Source organism: Chitinophaga oryziterrae (assembly GCF_009758125.1).
GTDB lineage: Bacteria > Bacteroidota > Bacteroidia > Chitinophagales > Chitinophagaceae > Chitinophaga > Chitinophaga oryziterrae.
Window position 1 is genome coordinate 273,579 of sequence record NZ_WRXO01000011.1, and the last position, 20,797, is coordinate 294,375.

Sequence of the window (20,797 nt, forward strand, 5' to 3'; positions counted from 1 at the left end):
TTTATGTTGTTGCTTGAAGAGATGTTCTAAAAGAGCGACGGTAATCACTGGGCGATACCATCATATGCCGCATGAAAGTCCGGCGCATGGAGATCAATCCGCTGAGACCACATTTTTCTGCTATCTGGTCCATGGTAAGATCGCTGTCTTCCAGGTATTTGCGGGCTACTTCTATGCGCAGCTTCTCTACAAACTTAGCGGGTGTAAGTCCTGTTTCCTTCAGGAATACGCGGGCGAAGTTCCGTACGCTCATATTGCTGTGTTCTGCCAGTTGTTCGATGCTGAGTTCATCTGCCAGATGTCTCATCATCCAGGGATGCAGTTTCCCTGCAATTGAATTCTCCATACTGTGCATCTGCAGCAGTGTGCTGAACTGGGACTGATGCCCGTTCCTCTTCAGGTGCAGTACCAGTTTGCGGGCAACATGCAAAGCTATATCACGGCCATAGTCTTCCTCTACCAATGCCAGGGCGAGATCTATACCGGAGGATACGCCACCGGAAGTATAGACATTGCCATCGCGGGTATAAAATGGATTGGTGTCCACATGTACTGTCGGGTATCTGGTCTGGAACTCCTGGGTGAATTCCCAGTGTGTAGAAGCCTGTTTACCGTCCAGTATGCCTGCTTCCGCGAGTGCGTAAGCGCCTATACAAACAGAACCCACGCGGCGTAACTTTGGATATATGTCTCTCAGCCATTTAAAGAGCGGGTGATCTTTATGCATCTCCAGCCTGGAGTAGCCAGCCACTATTAGTGTATCAACAGGTCTGTCGATCTCCGAGATCTTCGTCTGGCAGGTAATCTCAAACCCGTTCTTTGTAATGATACTTTTTGTGTCCAGGGGAGAAGCGAGTAATACCTCATATCCTCCCTTTTTACTGCCTGGAACCTCTTTCAGGGCCCAGTCAGCTGCGGTGAATACGTCAGATGGACCAGCGATATCCAACAGGTAAGTGTTAGGCATAGGTATAACTACGATCAGTTTCTTCTTATCCTCTGGCATGTATTATCGTTTGACCCTACAAATGTAAGTAGTTAAAAGGATGGCACAAATGACATATTTTATACAATTTCGGCCAAATCTGTCTTTCTGCATATTAGTTTGAAAGTTATGGCAGATGTTGTTGCTCTAAATACACTGTATCTGACTCTTTAGTTCTCTGATCTGGCTTTAGAATATAGGTTCAGGATTTGTATTTCAATTTAACTTCACCTAATATTCACGTCAGATAAGGTGTATTTAGAGCAACAACATCCGGAGCGAAGATTCTGGACATTTCTTTATATATTTCAATCCTCATTCATTAGTCTATGAAAATAAACCAGCTTATCAGGCTGATCCTGGTATTGAGTATCAGTGCTTGCGTGAACAGACCATCCACAGCAAATATTCCAGCTTCCTTTGAAACCGGAAAGGTCATTGATACTGTTATCTGTAAAAATGATACTACTCAGTCTTATGCTTTATACATCCCTGCCAAAGGCAATAAGGAAGCTTTACCTGTCATATATCTTTTTGACCCACATGCCGATGGCAGACTTCCTTTAAATAAGTACAAAGTATTGGCTGATACCTATGGCTATATTCTGGTTGGGAGTAATAATTCCAAAAACGGTAATGACTGGTCTGCCACAGAAAATATCTGGAATAATTTATCTGCCGATGTGCAAAGCAGGTTAAAAATCGATAGCAACCGGATTTATACAGGTGGATTTTCCGGTGGCGCTAAAGTAGCAGGTTATATCGCCTTAAAATACCCTGTTATAAAAGGGGTGATTGCTAATGGTGCAGGTCTGCCGGATGGCACCTCTCCTGCTAATTTTAATTTCAGCTACACCGCTATCGCAGGTGAAGGAGATCTTAATCTTACCGATATCGTAGCCTTCTCCAAAGCGCTGGTTAGCACCCAAACCAGACAGCATCTTATTTTATTTGACGGAAAACATGAATGGGCGCCGGACAGTACTATGAACATAGCTTTTGCCGGTTTGCAACTGGATGCTATGCAAAAAAAAATCATTCCTGAAAATGACAAATTCATCAACGATTATATTGAAAATAGCAAAGAAAGACTGGATACCTTCTACAATGCGAAAAAATTGATAAAAGCCGTAGAGGAATGTACACTCTCCATCAGTTTCCTCGATGGGTTAACAGATAAAGCAACATGGTTTCATGAAAATATGACTTCTCTTACTAATGATCCGCTTTATAAAACTCAGGACAGGATACAGGAGCAGTTACTCAGCATAGAACAAAATACAAAAAACGACTATGCCCGGCATTTTGAACAGGCTGATATGCCATACTGGGTGAAAACTATTGGCTATCTGAAAACACGTGCTACTACCCAAGCCACAGAAAGCCCGATGTATCAGAGGTTACTGGCTTATCTGTCACTGGCATTTTATTCATACAGCAATCATTTCATCACGGCTAATGCAAACCCCGAAGCCCGCTATTTCGTGGAGTTATATAAGTTAGCTGATGCTACCAATAGCGAAGCCTGGTATTTTTCTGCTATCCTGGATGCCAGAGAAGGTAAGATCGACTCCACAGAGAAAGATTTGCTGAAGGCTGTAGAGAATGGTTTCAGGGATAAAACCCGCATGAAGCTACAAAGTGAATTTCAGGGAATACAGGATCTCACTTCTATTGAGAATAAAATGAATTGAGAACGGGCCAAATGTAATAGTTCGCATACTTTTAAGCATTTGTCCTTCTATTTTAAGAGCTATATTTATAATTATGAGAATAATATGTATCCTGATGGCATTGCTGGCAACTTTGTCGGGCCAGGCACAGAATGCCAATGTATGGAATCAGAAACAATGCGCTGTGGTATTAACCTATGACGATGCAATTGATGCAGATCTGGATAATGCGTTGCCCGTATTGGACTCATTGGGTTTAAAAGCTACCTTCTACCTGATCGGCTCCTCTCCTGTTGTCGCAAACCGGATGGCGTTGTGGCGGAAAGCTGCCCTTAACGGTCATGAGCTGGGAAATCATACCTTATATCACCCATGCGATGGTAATCTTCCCGGGCGGAGTTTTGTACAGCCTGATTATGATCTTAGCAAGTATACCGTTAACAGAGCTGTAGCCGAAATCAGGATGAACAACACACTGCTGCAGGCAATCGACGGCAAAACAAAGCGGACATTTGCTTATCCCTGTGGTGATCTCACTATCAAAGACTCTTTTTTCTATGCAGGGTTGCGCAATGATTTTGTTGCCGCCAGAGGCGTTCGGTCTGCTCTGGACCCTATTGAAAAGGTCAACCTCGACAATATTGACTGTTTTGGCATGAATGGCCAGAACGCGGAGCAAATGATCGCCCTTGTACAAAAAGCCATGAGCACCCATACGCTGCTCGTCTTTCTTTTCCATGGTGTGGGCGGAGGGCATGTCCTCAATGTCGGACTGAAAGAACATAGCCTTTTACTCCATTTCCTGAAAGACCATGAACGGGAGATCTGGATTGCCCCGATGGTAGAAGTGGCAGAATATATCCGCACCAGCAGGGCGAATTGATAATGAATAAAAGGGCGTCAAAAAGTATTTGCACCTTTAGTACATTAAATGTCTATACCGACTATTTTAAAGCTGTACATTATTTTCAATGATACTATTGATAGTCTTTACAGAAGCAGCAGAACGCAAACCATCTTCCGGGGTATTCACAGCATAATCTACCAGCCTGGCGATAGTAGAAGTAGCCACATGCATACGGGTATCTGATGATGCATAATAGATAAATACATTACCGTTATCATCAGCAATCCAGCCATTACTGAAAAGCACATTGGATACATCTCCTACCCTTTCTTCTCCTTGCGGCGCCATGAAATAGCCTGTGGGTTTGTGAATCACTTTGGTAATGTCTTTCAGGTCGGTCACAAACATGTACAATACATAACGAAGGCCCGCAGCAGTATTACGTACGCCATGAGCCAGATGTAACCAGCCTATGGGTGTCTTGATCGGTGCAGGGCCTAAACCGTTCTTTCCTTCATATACGGTGTGATATACTTTGGGATTGATCACCATTTCTTCGTGAATTACTGCATTCTCTATGTTGTCTGCCAGGCCGAAACCGATACCACTACCATTGCCGGTACTGATAAAGCCATCCTGCGGACGGGTGTAGAAAGCATATTTCCCTTGTACAAATTCAGGATGCAACACCACATTCCGTTGTTGCGGAGAGGGTGTTTTCAGATCGGGCAACCGTTCCCAGCGGAGCAGATCCCTGGTGCGCACAATGCCACATTGTGCCACAGCTGCGGACTGATCTCCCGGGGAGGCGGCGGGGTCCCGTCTTTCCGTACAGAAAAGACCGTATATCCAGCCATCTTCATGCTGTACCAGGCGCATATCATAGACATTCGTATCGGGTTCCGCGGTTTCAGGTAATTGCACCGGATAATCCCAGAAACGGAAATTATCAATACCATTATCACTTTCAGCTACAGCAAAGAATGATTTACGGTCGATCCCTTCTACCCTGGCTACCATTATATATTTATCCCTGTATTTGATAGCGCCGGCATTGAATACACCGTTAATGCCAAACCGTTCCATCAGGAGAGGATTGGAGGATTCGCGGAGATCATACCGCCAGCATACAGGTGTATGCGCTGCTGTTAGTACAGGGTATATATACCTGTCGTAAATACCGTTGCCCAGTGGCTCTTTTCTGTTAGGTCTGGTTAACAGCTCTTCTGATGCCTGTTGTAATGCATGCAGTCGCTTTTCAAAATTCATAACGTGTATTTATTTATAACAAAGATGCTCTTATTTGGAACCTGTTAATAATACTTTATTATCATTTAAATATATTAATTCTGTAAAATTTAAAATGTACCCCTTGAATATCCGCTATGGCCATTATATAGCAAGGTTTTGTTTGAAATGCGGGAATGTTTATAGTTAATACTTTATTACACTTTTACTATGCTTTAATTGTATAAAACAGAATATATTGCACTTGTAATAAGCCTAAATCTTTTATTCATGAGAGAAAAGCTGTTAAGGGAAATAACACCGCTTACACCAAATGATTGCTTTACACTTTTTGCAAGAGAAAAAACGGTGTTTGATTTTCCATTACATTACCACGAAGAGTTTGAGCTGAATTTTATTCAGCATGCCACAGGAGCAAAACGCATCGTAGGGGACCATATGGAAGAGATTGGAGATCTGGAACTGGCATTGGTTGGTCCTAATCTGCAACACGGCTGGTTCAACAATAAACATCAGGGTGGTATCATGAAAGAAATTACGATACAGTTTCACCGCGACCTGTTTGATGATAAATTCCTGCAACGTAATCAGATGAGCTTTATCCGGAGTATGCTTGAGCGCTCTTTACGGGGAATTCTCTTCTCACAGGAAACAATTATGGCCGTTATGCCCAGGCTGATACTGTTACCACAAAAACAGGGATTTGATTCCGTGCTGGAACTGATGTCTATATTACATGATCTTTCCATTTCCCGTAATATGCGCACATTGTCAGATGCCAGTTTCCGCAATACGGAAACATTATCTTATAACAGCCGGCGGATCGAGAAGATCATGAAATATCTGAATGATAATTTCGATAAAAGTGTCAACCTGAGCGAGGCCGCAAAAATTGCCGCAATGACAGATGTATCTTTCAGCCGCTTCTTCAAACTGAAGATCGGAAAAACATTTGTGGATACGCTTATTGAAATACGGCTGGGGCATGCGTCCCGCATGCTGATAGAGACTACCCATAGCATTAATGAAATAGCTTATAAATGTGGGTTCAATAATATCTCTAATTTCAACCGCATTTTCAAAAAGAAAAAGGACTGTACGCCGAAAGAATTCAGACGGGCATATACATCATCTTCAGGTGTGAGGACGTTTGTATAATTAATGTGCCATCAGATAACTTATTTGGTGATCACATCTACTTCGGCATATCCGGCATCATGGTTACCATTTACCTCATGTACAGCGCGAAGTCTTACATAACGGGCCTTTACCGGTGTAAAGCTTCTCGTTTGCCATAATGGATTGTTTTTTATATTTGGGAATTCTCCTTCATCTACCTGTTTCCACTCCGTATTGTCCTGCGAAACAAAAAATTGATACTTTGCTATTGCTCCAGTGGTCTTGCCCTGGTCTGGCAGATATTTGAAACCGCATAGTTTTTGCTCACTTCCCAAATCGAGTACCAGATCAACAGGCATTTTTTTGTCATTGTTTTGATGCCACGCAGTAGATGGGTTTCCATCCAGGATAAGGTTTGCCTTTTCATCATTGATTCCGGTAATTTTCCAGTCCTTTCGGGAAATATCAAATTTTTCCCGTGTCACCGGACTGCTTTTACCTGTAGCTGGTTCCCAGGCAATAGCGCCTATCTCCAATTTTCCTTCCGATTGAAAGGGGCCGGTGTATTTTTTTGATTTTGAAGTAGGCTGCCCGCTGCCTAATGTGTAATAGACAACCGACTCCATATCTGCCGGAGTTATAGTTATTTCACCTGACTGATTTCTGACGATGGAAGGAGCAGCGAGGATCTGTGGTGCATTATAAATTCCGATATTGGAAATTACAGGGCAACTTTTCGAACCGGTAATATTAAGACGGACCTGTGTCGCTTTTACACCTGGAAAACGAAGGATTCGCTCATATCCAATTGTTGTTGCTTTTGCCAGCTGTTTCCAGTTCCCATCAACAAGGGCCTCCACCGTGAAGGCTTTCACGCGTTGCCCTAACCGGATATATTCCTGGACCAGGAACCGGTTGAACATGGTTGGTTTACCAAGATCTATCGTTAGCGACGCGTTAGTCACATTATCATCAGTTGCCCAATAGGTATCCTTATCATTATCAATGGACATATCCGGGCCAAACTGTTTGTCATTCCCACGAACATTGGAGGCTTTCACCTTCATATTTGTGACAAGATTTACGGCAAATGCTTCCTTTACGGCTTTGGCAAATTCAAGGGCTGCTTTTTCATCATTTGGATGGATCAACCCGTTTGGCATAATCGGAAAATTAAGCAGTAATGTACCATTGCGTCCTATGGAATTATAGTAGGTTTCCATTAATTGAGGCACTGTTTTTACCTGACTATCTTCATGTGGATGATAGAACCATTCTGGTCTGATGGATGTATTTACTTCGGCAGGCACCCAGGAGTCCCCGTTTTCCAGGCCATAATGCAACATATTCCATTCAACCTCTCCTTTGGCGTTTAGTAAACTCCAGTTCGTTTCTCCTACTAAACCACCTTCGGTACCCACCCAGCGCAGGTCTCCCCTATCACCACCATCGTTCCATATTACACAATCAGGTTGTAGCCTGCGGATCAGCTTATATGTATTCTTCCAGTCGTAGTAAGTAGTGCGGTCAATGGTGCGGGTTTCATTAGCGCCGCCATAATATCCTGAACCACCATTAGCTCCATCAAACCACACTTCGAAAATCGGTCCGTAGTTGGTGAGCAGTTCGGTAAGCTGATTCCTGAAATAAGTGATATACTCAGGCTTTCCGTAATCCGGGTGATTTCTATCCCAGGGCGACAAGTATATGCCTAATTTTAAGCCGTATTCTTTACAGGCATCAGCCATTTCCCGAACCACATCTCCATTACCATTTTTCCACGGAGCATTTTTTACAGAATACTCCGTGTATTTAGAAGGCCAGAGGCAAAAACCGCAGTGATGTTTTACTGTAAGTATTATTCCTTTCATCCCCGCTTCTTTGCATATACGGGCCCACTGACGGCAATCCAGTTTTGACGGATTAAATGATCTGACATCTTCATTGCCAAATCCCCACGACTGATCTGTATAAGTATTTAAAGAGTAATGGAGAAAAGCGTAGTATTTCATTTCCTGCCATCTCATTTGATTTTCCGTTGGTCCCGGACCAAATGGTCCGGGAGCCTTTGTCTGAGCATAGTTAATGTTAACTGAACACAGGAAGAAAGCGATTCCACACAGCAAATACCTTATTGTACGAATGATCATATTGTTGATATTATTTTGATCTAATTTGTCTTAACAACTTTAAACGTTTTTAACCAGTTTGCGGCTTCTATCCGAACTATATACGTTCCTGCTTTTAGGGAGGCCCCCATTGACATTAAGCTTGAAATTGAGGTGCGGTTAGCAGTTTCAACCTGTTTACCCATGATGTCAAATATAATGATACGTCTTACCTCGGCAGGTTTATCAATCGTTACATTGAATGTTGACGAAAAGGGATTCGGATATACTACCACCTGATTGTTGCTTGCCCCTTCTGTAGTATCAGTGCCCGTAGATTTCCTGGCCTGTGTAACAGACGTTATTGTCCATTGTTGGTTATAACTGCTACTACTGCTCCATTGACCAGCATCAGCACCGTTTGTCGTATTGCCCAAACCATCTAAGTATAATCCCGTAGCGCGGTTCTTTAGTTTCACATAGCTTCCGGATGTTTCCTCTTGCCATTGCTGGTTATAACTGCTGCTATTACTCCATTGGCCAGCCACAGCACTGTTGGTCGTATTGCCCATGCCATCAAGATATAGACCAGAAGCGCGGTTTTTCAATTTTACATAACTACCAGTTGTTTCAATAGACCATTGCTGTGCATCACTGCCACTGTTACTCCATTGCCCTGCATTAGATCCATCGGAGTACCTGTACATGCCATCTACCAGCAATCCGGTAGCACGGTTAGTCACAGTAACGTAAGTCACATTAGTTACGGCTTTAGCCAGCAGAATGGCTGTTGTGGAAAGAGCCGGTACTGTTATGGTGAGTGAATTTGAATTTACCGCCACAGTATTTTGTTGCAGCGCGTTTTGTGTGTGCGATACGAAAGTTTCCTGTGCCGGCAAGGATGACAACTGCAATGTTTGGTAATTTCCATTTGCAACTGTGAAATTGCTTAAATTGATGGTAACAGTGCGGGAAGTAGTCATGTCACGGTTTACCAACATCACCGTTAAAGAGTCTGCATTTTCATTTACTGAGGAGTAAGCAGATACCGTACTATCAAGTGAAGAAGTACTTGAAACACTATATTTTTTTGCATTCCTGCTAAAGAGGTGCAATGTTTCCCACATGCCGATAGACCAGTTCCACGGAGAAAAGAATTCTACGCCATTGTTTGCAAATGTACCAAGATGCGAAGCATATATAACAGATTCAAGGCTGGGATTGCTGCTTGACATGGTACCCCATTCGCTTACACCACATGTTATGCCATGATTGGTACCAAAATGTTCATTTAACCAGCCGTCGATACGCTTGAAAATATATTGTTTTGTAAGTGAGGCATCCCATCCGCCGGTAATTGTTCTAATACCGTTTGAACCCGGGTAATTATATGTTGTATCAAAATAAATCCGGTGTCCCTGCAGTGCCGCAGCATCATCACTATTATACGAGGGATAGTTGTGAATATCCACTATGTCTACCAGCTTAATACCGGTTGCCTTATATTCATCTCCAAGTCGTTTTATAAAATACTCCATCCAGGAATAATACCTGCCATTTACGTATATACTTTCATTTGACCACTTGTACCATTGCCATTCTGAGGTTGCAACAGGTCCACAGAGCTTGATGCCAGGATATATAGCTTTCGCTTTCTTCGCTAATGCTATGTAATTATCCATAAAGGCAAAGGCAGATATTTGCGTTGGCATGGCATAATCATGTGTGCCACTCCATATATCTACTTCATTGTCCATATTCCAGTACAAGAATTGATTTTGGTTTAACCCTAAACCATTAGCTCCAAACCAATGATTAAGAATTCCCACAGAAGAGTCGGAAGGCCATGACTGCGTAAACAAATTAATATTGCCTTCAACCAATGCCTTACCGGAAGGGTCTTGCGTATTGGGTACGCCGCCACCTGCTAAATTTTGACCCACCCCAGCCCAATACTGGGATTGATTGAAAGACCAGTCATCAAAGTTGTTATTGGTATTGGATGCCACTCTACCTAATAATTGAAAGGCAAACATACCCTGCATGCCAGGATAGTTGGCCGCAATGTTTTGTGCGGATGCATCCCAATCAGTACTATAAACATTATTATACCAGTCGGGATGGACTGTAATTTTTTTACGCCAGTTATAACCTGTTGCGTTATTACCTCCGTTCATACGGGAGAAATGTAAACCTGCATCCTTGTAAAATTGTACAGACTTGTCCAGGGATTCATTCCGGCCATATATGTATGGGGAAATCAACCGTTTGTTTTGAGTTGGATTAATTGAAATAGTAACGTTCTGTGCAACGGCCGTAAAAAGTATAATTTGGCACAATAAAAGCAAAATGGGTTTTCTTCTCATTGGGTTTGTTTTTACTAATGGTTTGCAATAGAATATTTACCGAAAGGTTTTTCTGTGCCATCAAAGTGGAACGGCACAGTTTAATAACCGATATCATTACAGTTTGATAATATTCAGAAAGAAAACATCGTTCTCACGAATCTCCAGCTCTTTTGTAAAAGGGACTCCGGCTTTTACAGTAACAATTTCCCTGGTAACGGGCGAACCATCGTTTTGCTTCTTTATTTGTTCGACGCCCTGTCTGGTAAGTTGTGCCGGTTTTCCCATGGATAGATAAGTGGAATAAGCATCGTTACAATGGTACCCTACTTTATAGATTTCAACTGCATAGATACCATCGGGTACGTTTGCAATATTGACCTTCAATTTTCCTTTCGATTTTGAAGGAAGATCACGGATATAGTATTGTTGATTATGTACGGAATCTCCCGGATGGGTATTGGTAAAATCCCAGGCCAGCGCTTGTATATTCCCTGTTGAATCCCTGCAGATCCATGAAGTGGAATCATTATTTGCCAATTCAATATTTCCCAGCCTGTTCATAAACTGGTATGCATAGAATACCGGTTTGTTAATGCCCTGCGTATTCAGCATGCCAAAGCCTCCGTGGAAGGGCGTGAAACGGGGTCCTGGCTCTTCGAAAATATCGGTAAAAACCCAATACGACATAGAGTTGGCAGCCTTGCCCACCTGCTTTAATTTTTGCAAAACGTATGCAGCTTCGTGATAGCTGTCGTGGATAGGGTCTGCCGGTGTATAGGAGGCGCTCCATTCGGTGTAATGAAGTTCCAGGTCTGGCATAGAGGAACTGGCAATCTCCTTCCGCGATTGAAGCACATCACCGCTGACGCTCATGGGATTTTTATCGAGTACGGTACCTGAGTTGCCAAATTCATCGAGATATCCTTGCTTTACGCCATAGGCATGTGTGCTTATAAAATCTATAGGCACATTATTTTTAGCGCAGTATGCAATCATTTCAGGTTCCCAGGCAGCTCCGGCTGTTCCCGGCCCTCCAACGCGATAAGATGAATTAACGCTTTTAATAGCCTTAGCACTATAGTTGTACAATTTGAAGTATTCTTCCTGCGAGCCTGCCCAGAAACCGTCCAGGTTAGGTTCGTTCCAAACTTCGAAATACCAGGTTTTTACTTCATCTGCCCCGTAACGTTCTGTAAAATGCCGGGTAAGGTCCCGCATCAATGCAGCCCATTTTTCGTAATCCTTTGGTGGAGTTACATTGCCGCGCCACCAGAAGATCGTTTTTGGACCGCTGGCCAGTGCGGAAGGCATAAAGCCCAGCTCAACAAAGGGTTTCACTCCAATACTATGTAAAAAATCGAATAAAACATCAATGTACATATAGCTATACACCGGGTTACCTTTACTGTCCTCCGTATATACAGCCATGTCGTCTGTTAAAAGGCCGTGCATACGGATATATTTGAAACCGCATTCTTTTTTCACATATGCAAGCTGCTGTTGCCAGTCTGCCCGAAGTCCTTCGTTGGCGCGGCCAGCACCGACACACTCATTGAACATCGTGTTCAGCTTTCCTGCTGTTTTGTTGAAGTCAATATTGATAACCCGTTCCTGGATGGCTGGCATCTTCTGTTTTGCCGTTTGAGCAACCAGTGTTCCTGAGATGGATGAAAGCAGCGGCATCAATAGCATTAAAGTTCTTTTCATCTTTAAGTATATTTACTTTTCTTATGATTATTCACTCCAGACCAACACGGCACCGGGTTTTAATATTTTTTCACCCACAATAATGTTGGCTGTTTCCGTCATGTTCATGGTATAATTCTCCGAAGAATAATTTACGGCCACATAAAAACCATCCCGCCAGTAAACAAATACGCCAGGGGGATAATTTTCAGTGGTAGCACCTGCTCCGGTATAAATTTCTTTCAATATATCTGCTTCCAGTTTAGCATCATCTGTATCCACGCCGATGTAGGTAACAGTGCCTTTGCCAACCTTATGTTTCACTACCGCTGCTTTTCCACTGTAAAACTGGTTATCAAATACGGCGAGTGTTTCCGTGTTTTTATCAGGCGCCAGTAAATCGGCCCAGTTGTTCCAGCTGTAATGGGTCGATTCCATAAGGATATCTCCTTTGCCATTACTTGAAAGCATATCAGTTGCTTTCACCTGCGCACCTATCAGTCCGGATATAGGAGCAGCGCATTCAGCTTCCCAGAAGTGTCCCATCCGATCTTTGGTGGCTGTGCGGCAGGTAATGATCAGGTGTCCTCCGTTTGCGGCATATTCCCTCCACTTTTTTACCAAAGCACTATCAACCATTTCGTATGCAGGAATAATCACAAATTTGTATTTCGACAAATCAGCAGTTTCCGGGATCAAATCCACGGGAGCGTCAAATGATTTTGCTATTTCCAGGAATTTAATAGGGTAATTCCAGGTATCCCACTGCGAGGTTTGTTTTTGCCGGTCAATAGTCCAGTAATTTTCCAGGTTCCAAAGAATTGCCGTTGACCGTGCAGCCAATTTTTCAGGCATAGAAGCACCAGGTTTGTATAGCTTCCGTAGTTCCTTTATTTCTTTCATGAATTGTATATATTCCTCACCACCTGCTGAGGGGCTTATACCATCTGTTTGTATAACCCCGGCATGGTATTGCTCAGCACTATAGTTGATCTGACGGAACCGGTAGGAACTGGCTAGTTTTCCACCTGCTGCAAAAGTGTGGTATAGCCACATTCGTACCGTACCTGGTAAAAGCAACGGGTTGTAACTACCCCAGTTTACCGGGCCGGGCTGAATTTCCATTACGCCGGATACGCCCCCCACTGATTTATAATATTCGGCGGCAAACAGGATAACGCTGCTATTTCCCAGCCTGAACCCAAGGTCTCCGATATTATTGCTGCCTCCATTCGGGTAAGCTGTATAAGTCGCAAAATCAAGCTGTTTTGTCCGCCGCGGATCAGCACCTGTGGACACTGCTGTATAATTGGTTGTCACAAACTGGTCCTTCGAAATGTGGCGCCGTAATATTGCTGCTTGAAAATCGAGGAATTCCGCCTGGGTGTCCGCCGAGTACCTTTTAAAATCAAGCAAGGCATGAGGGTTATTGCCCCACCAGCCTACCAGGGTGGTATTGGGAATAATGACCTGACTAAAATCATTGTACCACTGGCTCCAGAAGGCAGTTCCCCAGGCAGCATTCAATGCTTCAATTTTTTCGTATTTGTTCTTTAACCACTGTCTGAATGCTTCCTGCGAAGACGGGCTATAATCAGGTTTGGCATCAGGTTCATTATCAAGTTGCCAGCCAATCACATTTTTATTCTGTCCATAACGTACGGCCATTTCTGTGACCACTTTTTCTACAAATCCGCGATAAGCCGGATTAACGATAGACCCGAGTCCGCGTGTGCCGTGCTCACCACGGATGTAATGACCATCCATTACAAAAGTTTCAGGATAATTCGTCCTCATCCAGGCCGGCGTGGTTGCAGAAGGAGTACACATCAATACTTTCAAATTGTATTTAGTGCAGAGGGCTACTACCTTATCGAGCCAGGCAAATTCAAATTTGCCTTCTTGGGGCTCCATTTTAAACCAGGCAAATTCAGCCAGATGTACGAACTCATAGCCCATACCGGCAATTCTTTTTATATCCCGCTCCCATTGGTCTTCGTTCCAATGCTCGGGATAATAATAGATGCCGGTCGTAGTGAGATTTTTCTCAGGAAAGAAGCGATTGGCCACCTGCGAGGTTGCATTCAATCCTGAGATCAGAATTGTAATTAAAACAAGTATTGAACATCTTTTCATCCGAAGGTTATTTGTGTTTTATTTAGCGCCGGCGACAATCTCACTTAACCGAAATCTTTACCGATTTTGAAATATTGCGTGATGAATTCCCGATGTGTAATACAAAGTCACCTGCTTCCACATTCCAGGCTTTTTTTGTTTCGTCATAAAATGCCAGATCAGCAATTTTTACCATCAGGTCAACCGTTTTTACTTCACCAGGGTGCAGAAAAATTTTCTCAAAACCCTTCAGTTCTTTTTCGGGGCGCAAAACAGAACAGGCAGGATCGCTGACATACAGCTGCACAACTTCAGCTCCATAGTGAGACCCCGTATTTTTTACAGTGCATTTTGCATGGATAGTTTCTCCTTTTCCGTAGTTAATTTTGTCCGTATAAAAATTGCTTATCGAAAAATCAGTATAGGAAAGACCAAAACCAAATGGAAACTGAGGAACAATTTTCTTTGTATCAAACCAACGATATCCTACCAAAATATCTTCTTCATAATTTACACTAAGATTTCTCCCTGGAAAATTGCCTAATGCATGTGCAGGTGATTGGTCAAGCGATACTGGTAATGTGAAGGGTAGTTTGCCGGAGGGATTTATTTTACCACTCAACAGATCTGCTACAGCATTTCCTCCTTCCATTCCACCGAACCACGACCACAATATAGCAGGCACGCGATGAACAATACCTGATAATTTTACCGGTGATCCTGCAATGATAACAACCACTGTATTGGGATTCGCTTTGGCAACCTCACGAATCAAAACATCCTGTCCATAAGGTAAATCCATACTCTGCTTATCGGATGACTCTGTGTCAAAATCATGATTTAATCCTCCGAAAATGATCACTACTTCTGACTCTTTTGCGACTTCAACAGCTTCATCAATCAATTTCCAATCAACCTTATCTGAGCTTGTTTGTCCGGTATTACTGCCTTCTTTGAAAGTGGATTGTTTTTCATATCCTTGTGCAAAATTTATTTTCACAGTAGCCCCAAACTTTTTCCGGATAGCCTCAAGCGGGGTAATTTCGTACAAGGCTTTTATTTCAGAACTAAGCCCTCCATTACAATGCCTGCGTGTAGCATTATCGCCAATAACCGCAATTGATTTTATGTTATTGAAATTAAGAGGAAGTATGTTTCCGTTGTTTTGTAATAATACAGCTGCTTCAGCTGCATCGTTATATGCCGCCTGCTGATGTTCAGGTGTATTCATCTTTCCTTTTTCCCGTTTATCTTCGTCAAACATTTTTGTCTTCATCATTACCCTCAACACATTCGCTACCTTTTCATCAACAACGGCAACAGGAACTTTTCCTTCTTCCACTGCTCTGATCAGTGGATTGGCGAAATACCAGTCGTTATAATCTTTTTTATCCGTACCCATTTCCAGGTCTAGCCCGGTTAATGCGGCCTTTATTGTTGTATGTGCAGCCGCCCAATCCGTCATTAACACACCTTTAAAGCCAAACTCTTTACGAAGGATCTCCCTGTTCAGATATTCATTTTCAGAACACCAGTCGCCCCTGAATTTATTGTATGCCGCCATTACGGTGTATGCACCACCTTCAGTGATGGAGGCCTTAAATCCTGGCAAATAAATTTCACGCAAGGCTCTTTCGCTCATATGCACATCAATAGAATCTCTATGCTCCTCCTGGTTATTAGCCAGCCAGTGCTTTACACTTACAGCGACATCTTTTGACTGTAATGCTTTGATATAAGCAACCGACATTCTTGAAATAAGAAGCGGGTCTTCGCTCATATACTCGAAATTTCTTCCGCAAAGCGGTGAACGGATAATGTTGATACCTGGTCCAAGTAAAATATCTTTTTTCCGAAAGCGCGCTTCCTCACCCAATACAATTCCCCGTTCATAAGCCAGTTTAGGGTTCCAGGTAGCAGCCAGCGCTGTACCCGGTGGGAAACAGGTCGAAGAATCATTGGTCCATCCCGCATAAGCCCAGTCGTGCCGGTTTATTTCTGCACGTACGCCGTGAGGTCCGTCGCTCAATGCCCATTCAGGAATTCCCAATCTTTTTATTCCTGATACGTAAAATTTTGAATTTGCATGCAGAAGACTAACTTTTTCCTCCAGGGTCATCTGGCTGATCAATGAGCGGATCTTCTCCTCTTGTATTTTGTCGTTTGCCACAAGCTGCGCATTGGCTATACCTGCCATCATGATGCCAGTGAAACCGAGTACTAATTGCCTTACTATTTTTTTCATTACGTGAATTTCTATTTCAATACATTCAATTGCAACAATGCCCGTTTTCGGACAGGAAATGTATAAGGGATTCGGTAAAACTTCATCCCTTATACATACAAAGACTATCTATTTTCCGCCTTCATTAATAGCATCAATAGAGCGTTTATCAAGCACCGCATTAGTTCGCCTGTCTAAAGCACCACCGATATCCCAGTAAAAGGGTTTAATTCCATTGGCAATTGCCTGTTTGGTTATATAAGTCAACCAATAATCCACAGCGGCGTTATGGGTATCCGGATCTTTGGGTACATTCTTACTACCATCACGTCTGTAGGCTCCGTATTCGCCCATCAGGACAGGGATTTGTTTATCTGTGAATTTGGTTTTCATCTTGCCAAAGGAGGTGTTTACATCACTTTCTTCTCCCCAGGTGGCATTGCGATCAGGTTCGATGGTAGAATGATGTCCTGAACCCCAGTAATAAAACATTTTGCCCCAGGATGCATCGCCATCCAATAAACAGAATTGGAATGGAGAATAATAATGTACTTCAACCATCATGCGATCTTTCATCATATCTGTGGGGAGAGTATTCATCAGATTACTTGTTTTATCAATATCCGTTGCCGGCCCCTGAACCACAAGCACCCTGTAGCTGTTACGTCCACCGGTTGACCGTACTGCATTGATGAAGGTTTGATGATAGCTGGTGAGTATTTCCATTTGCTCCGCATTTTCAGCCGGAGGTTCATTGGCACTTGCAAACATCAGATGCTCATCAAAATCACGCATGGTGGTAGCAATTTGTTCCCAGAAAGCTTTTTGTTTGGCATTGACTGAATCTTGTTTTGCCTTGTTAATATTGTTGTCCAGCCAGCCACCGTCCCAGTGGATATTGAGTAAAACATACATATCGTTATTGACACAATATTGGACCACCTGTTTTACCCGGTTGAGCCAGGCATCCTGGATCTTAGCAGTAGTTTTGTCGGAAAACTGGTTCCATGCACAAGGCAGGCGGATGGCAGTAAATCCCTGTTGTTTTACAGCTTGTATATAACTTTCGCTAATCAATGGATTTCCCCAGGCGGTTTCTCCACCAATAGCTTCCAGGGTATTGCCAATGTTCCAGCCCAGTTTAAATTTAGCAGCCAACTGCACTGCGTTACTTTCCATACCGGTTGGATCTGCCTGGGCCGGTGATACATTATAGCCTGGATATAAGCCGCTGGCTTGCGTTACGTTAATCCTGCGAATCTGGCTATTTCCTGCGTTAACCTCCAATACAGTGGACCTGGGAGCACCTGTGGTATTAGGTACAGTGGTTAACCGGATGGAGTCACTGCTGCTCTTGCCGGTTGACTGGCTTACCTGCAACCAGGAAGAAGCCGGATTACTGATAGTCCATGCTACGTTACTGGTGATGGTTACATTTGAAGCACCTCCTTCTGCCCCAAATGCAACTTCAGATAAAGAAACCGACAATTCTGGTGTAATTCCACTCGTTTTACTACAGTATGCAAACATTACAACGGAAATAATAAGTCCGGTAAGTCCACACCAACTTTTGGTTTTCATGTTCATGTTCGTGTATTTGGTTAAAAATATTCGACTATTTAATCTTCACTACCCTGATATTATCGATAGCGGCTCGTAAACCAGAAGCCGAAGCGGATGCAGAAAAATTCTTGGTCTGGATATTTACAGATCCATTACCGGAGCTACCCAGCAAAGTGGTCAGGTTTGCAACTGCTGTACCTTTACCGTCATTATCCCTGAATGTTGATAATGGAATGGTTACTGTATGCCAACCCTTTGTGGTAAAGGGGGTAATAGTGGCATTGTCACCTTGCCACGGCTCATAGCGGGCTATATAGTCAAATGAGTAACCTTTTGCTACATATATAGAGGTGCCACTCCAGGCGTCAGGAACATTGATCTCAAACTTAAAGGCGTATTGATCAGTAGAAAGGCTTAAACTGTCAACAGGGATCCACTGTACGTCGTTGGTATTGATACTGCGTTGCGAATTCCACCAGTTGCCATCACCGCCAGGCAGAATATCATTGCTTAACACTGCGTAATAGCCTTTGTTGCCGGGGAAATTGACGCTGCTGTTATCGGTGTTGGTACCCCAACTGAAAGTATTTATATTATCAAAATCACAGAGAACGCCGGTTGTGGGATCATTTACATTAAAGGCGGTGGAAACTATGCCGGATTTTGTGTCGATCACTACAGGTCCGCTTTGTGTAAGCGCAGGCAGTACAAATCCGATGGCCGTACCATCGGTGGCGGCAGTATAATCGGTAATTGTCGTACCGGCAAAAGTTAATTCATTTATGAAAAACAGATTTAACCCATGGATATAAACGGAATCGCCTTCGTTGGCATTTTCGTTGGAAATGCTGCTAATAGTGGGCGATGGGGCCACGATGTTGAACGTAAAAGTGGTAGTCCCTTGCTTGGTAACATAGCGGATGGTGTTCAGCATTTCTGCAGGCACCGACGGAAATGGTATCACATCGGGCACCAATACAACAGCGCTGGTATCTGAAAACATTACGCTTTTGATACTAGCGGATACACCGTTAAAGGAGACCTGTACAGCATCCTTTAAGTTATGTCCGATGAGCACCACCCATTGACCGGTAGTGATGGAATTAACCAGCGTATCGGCAGGTGAGGCTGCATAATTTCTAACGTTCGTTATGACAGGAGCTCTTTCAGTTACCTCCTTCTTACAGGCTGATTGCATCAGGGCAAAGACAGCAGTAAGAGCGATCCAGTAAATCTGGTTGAATATTACTTTATTCACGGTATAATAGTTTTAGTATTTTTAATAATAAGATACCGGAGGTTCCGACAGTTTAGGATTGGCCGTAATCTCAGAAGAAGGTATTGGAAAAGAGAAACTTTGAATGGTTGCAGGCGTAACATCGCCATATGGATCTGCAGCTGTTACAACACCATTCGAAATACTAAATGTTACACGCTGTTCCCCATTTAATTTGCTGATTGCCTTAGCTGGATTATAATAAGATAATCTAACCAGGTCTATCCAATATTGTCCCTCTGCTGCCAGTTCAATTCTTCTCTCATTAATCAGGGTATCAATATCTATCATACTGGCAGGAGCAATCCCGGCTCTTGCACGAACTTTGTTAAAGTAAAGAAGCGCCTCACCATCGGCGTTCGAACCATTGTTGCCAAGTATTGATTCAGCGTAAATGAGATAAACATCTGCCAGTCTTAATAAAGCATTGTGCTCCGTAGAGGAAGTCAGGGTCATAGTTGGCGCATTATTATCCTTGTTTGTGCCGATAATATGTTTCTTCAATCCACAATCGCCTGTATATTTATACCCTCCGCCTGCTGCGTTCAACTCCGGGTAATAATCCCCATTAATCATAAAAGTAGCTTTGCGCCTCATGGAATCTGCTGTGGTGTAAAGTTGGTACATATCTATGGTCGGGCGAATACCAAACCAGCCGGCCTGGCCATTGGCAGATATTTCAGTACCACCCGGAGAATAGATCTGCAGCATATTTCCTTCCAGCCAGGTTGCACCCGCAGCCCACTGCAATGCAAACAATGACTCCGAATTGTCGTTAAACTGGGTTTTAAAGATGTCAGCATAATTAGTGACCAGTGCCAGGCCACTGTTCTTACACACATTTCCAGCGTATTTTCTTGCACTGTCCAGGTAAGCCTGATCTCTGGTACCTCCATCATGATTTAATCCGGCTGCTGTCAGATAAACCTTACTTAACATACCTTGTGCCGACCAGGTAGTTACCCTTCCTGCTGCATCAGAAGTTGGGAGGTTTTCGGCTGCAAAAGTCAGGTCATTAATCGCGAATTTATATACGTCCTCCGTTTTTATACGGTTAACCAATGGATTTTCAATCAGTTTAGTGTTATCTTCAATAATGGGTACAGCGCCCCATAACACCGCCAGATTATAATATGCAAATCCACGTATAAAGCGGGCCTCAGCGGAAGCAGCATTTTTGTCCTTATCAGGGATGGAAGCTGGCGCCTTTTGTGCGATGGAATTAATAGTAACATTACATTGTGCAATGATATTATACATCCCTTTCCAGTTGGAAATCATGATCTCGTTTAAGCCGGTAACTGTAAAAGTATTAAGTTGCACGGCATCTCCCCAGTAACCAACCGCCATATTTCCACTCAGCACTTCGCCAACAGGTAAATAACAAGTATAATTCCAGTCTCCCCAGGGTGAACCAGCATACAATGCAGCTGTTGCCAACCTAAGATCATTAGATGTTTGATAAAAATTATCAGCACTTATCTGTGACTCTGACGGACGATCCAAAAAGCTTTTGGAGCATCCTGTCATAGCGATCGTAATTAACAGGAAGACAATTAGTTTGTCCAATATTGATCTCATAACAATTTATATTAACAGATGAAT

13 protein-coding genes are annotated in these 20,797 nt (G+C 43.1%); 3 read left to right on the forward strand and 10 right to left on the reverse strand.

The window, feature by feature from the left end; genetic code table 11:
* Position 1 precedes the first annotated feature (1 nt).
* Positions 2–1,006 (reverse strand): GlxA family transcriptional regulator, encoded by a 1,005-nt coding sequence (locus GO495_RS28365; RefSeq protein ID WP_157303328.1) that lies wholly within the window; start codon positions 1,004–1,006, stop codon positions 2–4.
* 308 nt (positions 1,007–1,314) lie between these two features.
* Between GO495_RS28365 and GO495_RS28370 the strand changes: the two genes are divergently transcribed.
* Together GO495_RS28370 and GO495_RS28375 are read left to right on the forward strand one after the other, a co-directional pair.
* On the forward strand, positions 1,315–2,679 hold the full coding sequence (locus tag GO495_RS28370; RefSeq protein WP_157303329.1) for a hypothetical protein: 1,365 nt from the start codon (positions 1,315–1,317) through the stop codon (positions 2,677–2,679).
* A 73-nt stretch (positions 2,680–2,752) separates the two neighbouring features.
* Positions 2,753–3,541, forward strand: a complete 789-nt coding sequence (locus GO495_RS28375) for a polysaccharide deacetylase family protein (RefSeq protein WP_157303330.1) — start codon at positions 2,753–2,755, stop codon at positions 3,539–3,541.
* A 66-nt stretch (positions 3,542–3,607) separates the two neighbouring features.
* Here the strand turns inward: GO495_RS28375 and GO495_RS28380 are convergent, their stop codons facing one another.
* Entirely contained in the window at positions 3,608–4,774 is a 1,167-nt protein-coding gene (locus tag GO495_RS28380) for a glycoside hydrolase family 130 protein (protein ID WP_157303331.1), read from the reverse strand.
* Positions 4,775–5,023: 249 nt separating this feature from the next.
* On the opposite strand from GO495_RS28380, the gene GO495_RS28385 reads away from it, so the two are divergent.
* Positions 5,024–5,911: a helix-turn-helix domain-containing protein gene (locus GO495_RS28385; protein ID WP_157303332.1), complete on the forward strand. Its 888-nt coding sequence runs from the start codon at positions 5,024–5,026 to the stop codon at positions 5,909–5,911.
* A gap of 20 nt (positions 5,912–5,931) precedes the next feature.
* Here the strand turns inward: GO495_RS28385 and GO495_RS28390 are convergent, their stop codons facing one another.
* The 8 genes from GO495_RS28390 to GO495_RS28425 all read right to left on the reverse strand — a co-directional run bounded on the left by GO495_RS28390 (position 5,932) and on the right by GO495_RS28425 (position 20,773).
* Complete coding sequence (locus GO495_RS28390; protein ID WP_205691338.1) at positions 5,932–8,022, reverse strand: discoidin domain-containing protein; 2,091 nt, start codon at positions 8,020–8,022, stop codon at positions 5,932–5,934.
* Between the two features lie 20 nt (positions 8,023–8,042).
* Positions 8,043–10,346, reverse strand: coding sequence for an RICIN domain-containing protein (locus tag GO495_RS28395; RefSeq protein ID WP_157303333.1), 2,304 nt, complete (start codon positions 10,344–10,346; stop codon positions 8,043–8,045).
* 96 nt (positions 10,347–10,442) lie between these two features.
* Positions 10,443–12,035, reverse strand: coding sequence for a GH39 family glycosyl hydrolase (locus tag GO495_RS28400; RefSeq protein WP_157303334.1), 1,593 nt, complete (start codon positions 12,033–12,035; stop codon positions 10,443–10,445).
* A 27-nt stretch (positions 12,036–12,062) separates the two neighbouring features.
* Positions 12,063–14,150 carry a beta-galactosidase gene (locus tag GO495_RS28405; protein ID WP_157303335.1) on the reverse strand — a complete coding sequence of 696 codons (2,088 nt, stop codon included), beginning with the start codon at positions 14,148–14,150 and terminating at the stop codon, positions 12,063–12,065.
* A gap of 40 nt (positions 14,151–14,190) precedes the next feature.
* Positions 14,191–16,374, reverse strand: coding sequence for a glycoside hydrolase family 3 C-terminal domain-containing protein (locus GO495_RS28410; RefSeq protein ID WP_157303336.1), 2,184 nt, complete (start codon positions 16,372–16,374; stop codon positions 14,191–14,193).
* Between the two features lie 108 nt (positions 16,375–16,482).
* On the reverse strand, positions 16,483–17,934 hold the full coding sequence (locus GO495_RS28415; protein ID WP_205691340.1) for a cellulase family glycosylhydrolase: 1,452 nt from the start codon (positions 17,932–17,934) through the stop codon (positions 16,483–16,485).
* A 34-nt stretch (positions 17,935–17,968) separates the two neighbouring features.
* Positions 17,969–19,174 carry a glycan-binding surface protein gene (locus GO495_RS28420; RefSeq protein ID WP_157303337.1) on the reverse strand — a complete coding sequence of 402 codons (1,206 nt, stop codon included), beginning with the start codon at positions 19,172–19,174 and terminating at the stop codon, positions 17,969–17,971.
* A 21-nt stretch (positions 19,175–19,195) separates the two neighbouring features.
* On the reverse strand, positions 19,196–20,773 hold the full coding sequence (locus GO495_RS28425) for a RagB/SusD family nutrient uptake outer membrane protein (protein WP_157303338.1): 1,578 nt from the start codon (positions 20,771–20,773) through the stop codon (positions 19,196–19,198).
* Between the last annotated feature and the right edge of the window lie 24 nt (positions 20,774–20,797).

Coding starts and splice junctions, on each gene's coding strand:
- GO495_RS28365 (WP_157303328.1), bottom strand. CDS start 1,006: ATGCCAGAGGATAAGAAGAAACTGATCGTAGTTATACCTATGCCTAAC.
- GO495_RS28370 (WP_157303329.1), top strand. CDS start 1,315: ATGAAAATAAACCAGCTTATCAGGCTGATCCTGGTATTGAGTATCAGT.
- GO495_RS28375 (WP_157303330.1), top strand. CDS start 2,753: ATGAGAATAATATGTATCCTGATGGCATTGCTGGCAACTTTGTCGGGC.
- GO495_RS28380 (WP_157303331.1), bottom strand. CDS start 4,774: ATGAATTTTGAAAAGCGACTGCATGCATTACAACAGGCATCAGAAGAG.
- GO495_RS28385 (WP_157303332.1), top strand. CDS start 5,024: ATGAGAGAAAAGCTGTTAAGGGAAATAACACCGCTTACACCAAATGAT.
- GO495_RS28390 (WP_205691338.1), bottom strand. CDS start 8,022: ATGATCATTCGTACAATAAGGTATTTGCTGTGTGGAATCGCTTTCTTC.
- GO495_RS28395 (WP_157303333.1), bottom strand. CDS start 10,346: ATGAGAAGAAAACCCATTTTGCTTTTATTGTGCCAAATTATACTTTTT.
- GO495_RS28400 (WP_157303334.1), bottom strand. CDS start 12,035: ATGAAAAGAACTTTAATGCTATTGATGCCGCTGCTTTCATCCATCTCA.
- GO495_RS28405 (WP_157303335.1), bottom strand. CDS start 14,150: ATGAAAAGATGTTCAATACTTGTTTTAATTACAATTCTGATCTCAGGA.
- GO495_RS28410 (WP_157303336.1), bottom strand. CDS start 16,374: ATGAAAAAAATAGTAAGGCAATTAGTACTCGGTTTCACTGGCATCATG.
- GO495_RS28415 (WP_205691340.1), bottom strand. CDS start 17,934: ATGAAAACCAAAAGTTGGTGTGGACTTACCGGACTTATTATTTCCGTT.
- GO495_RS28425 (WP_157303338.1), bottom strand. CDS start 20,773: ATGAGATCAATATTGGACAAACTAATTGTCTTCCTGTTAATTACGATC.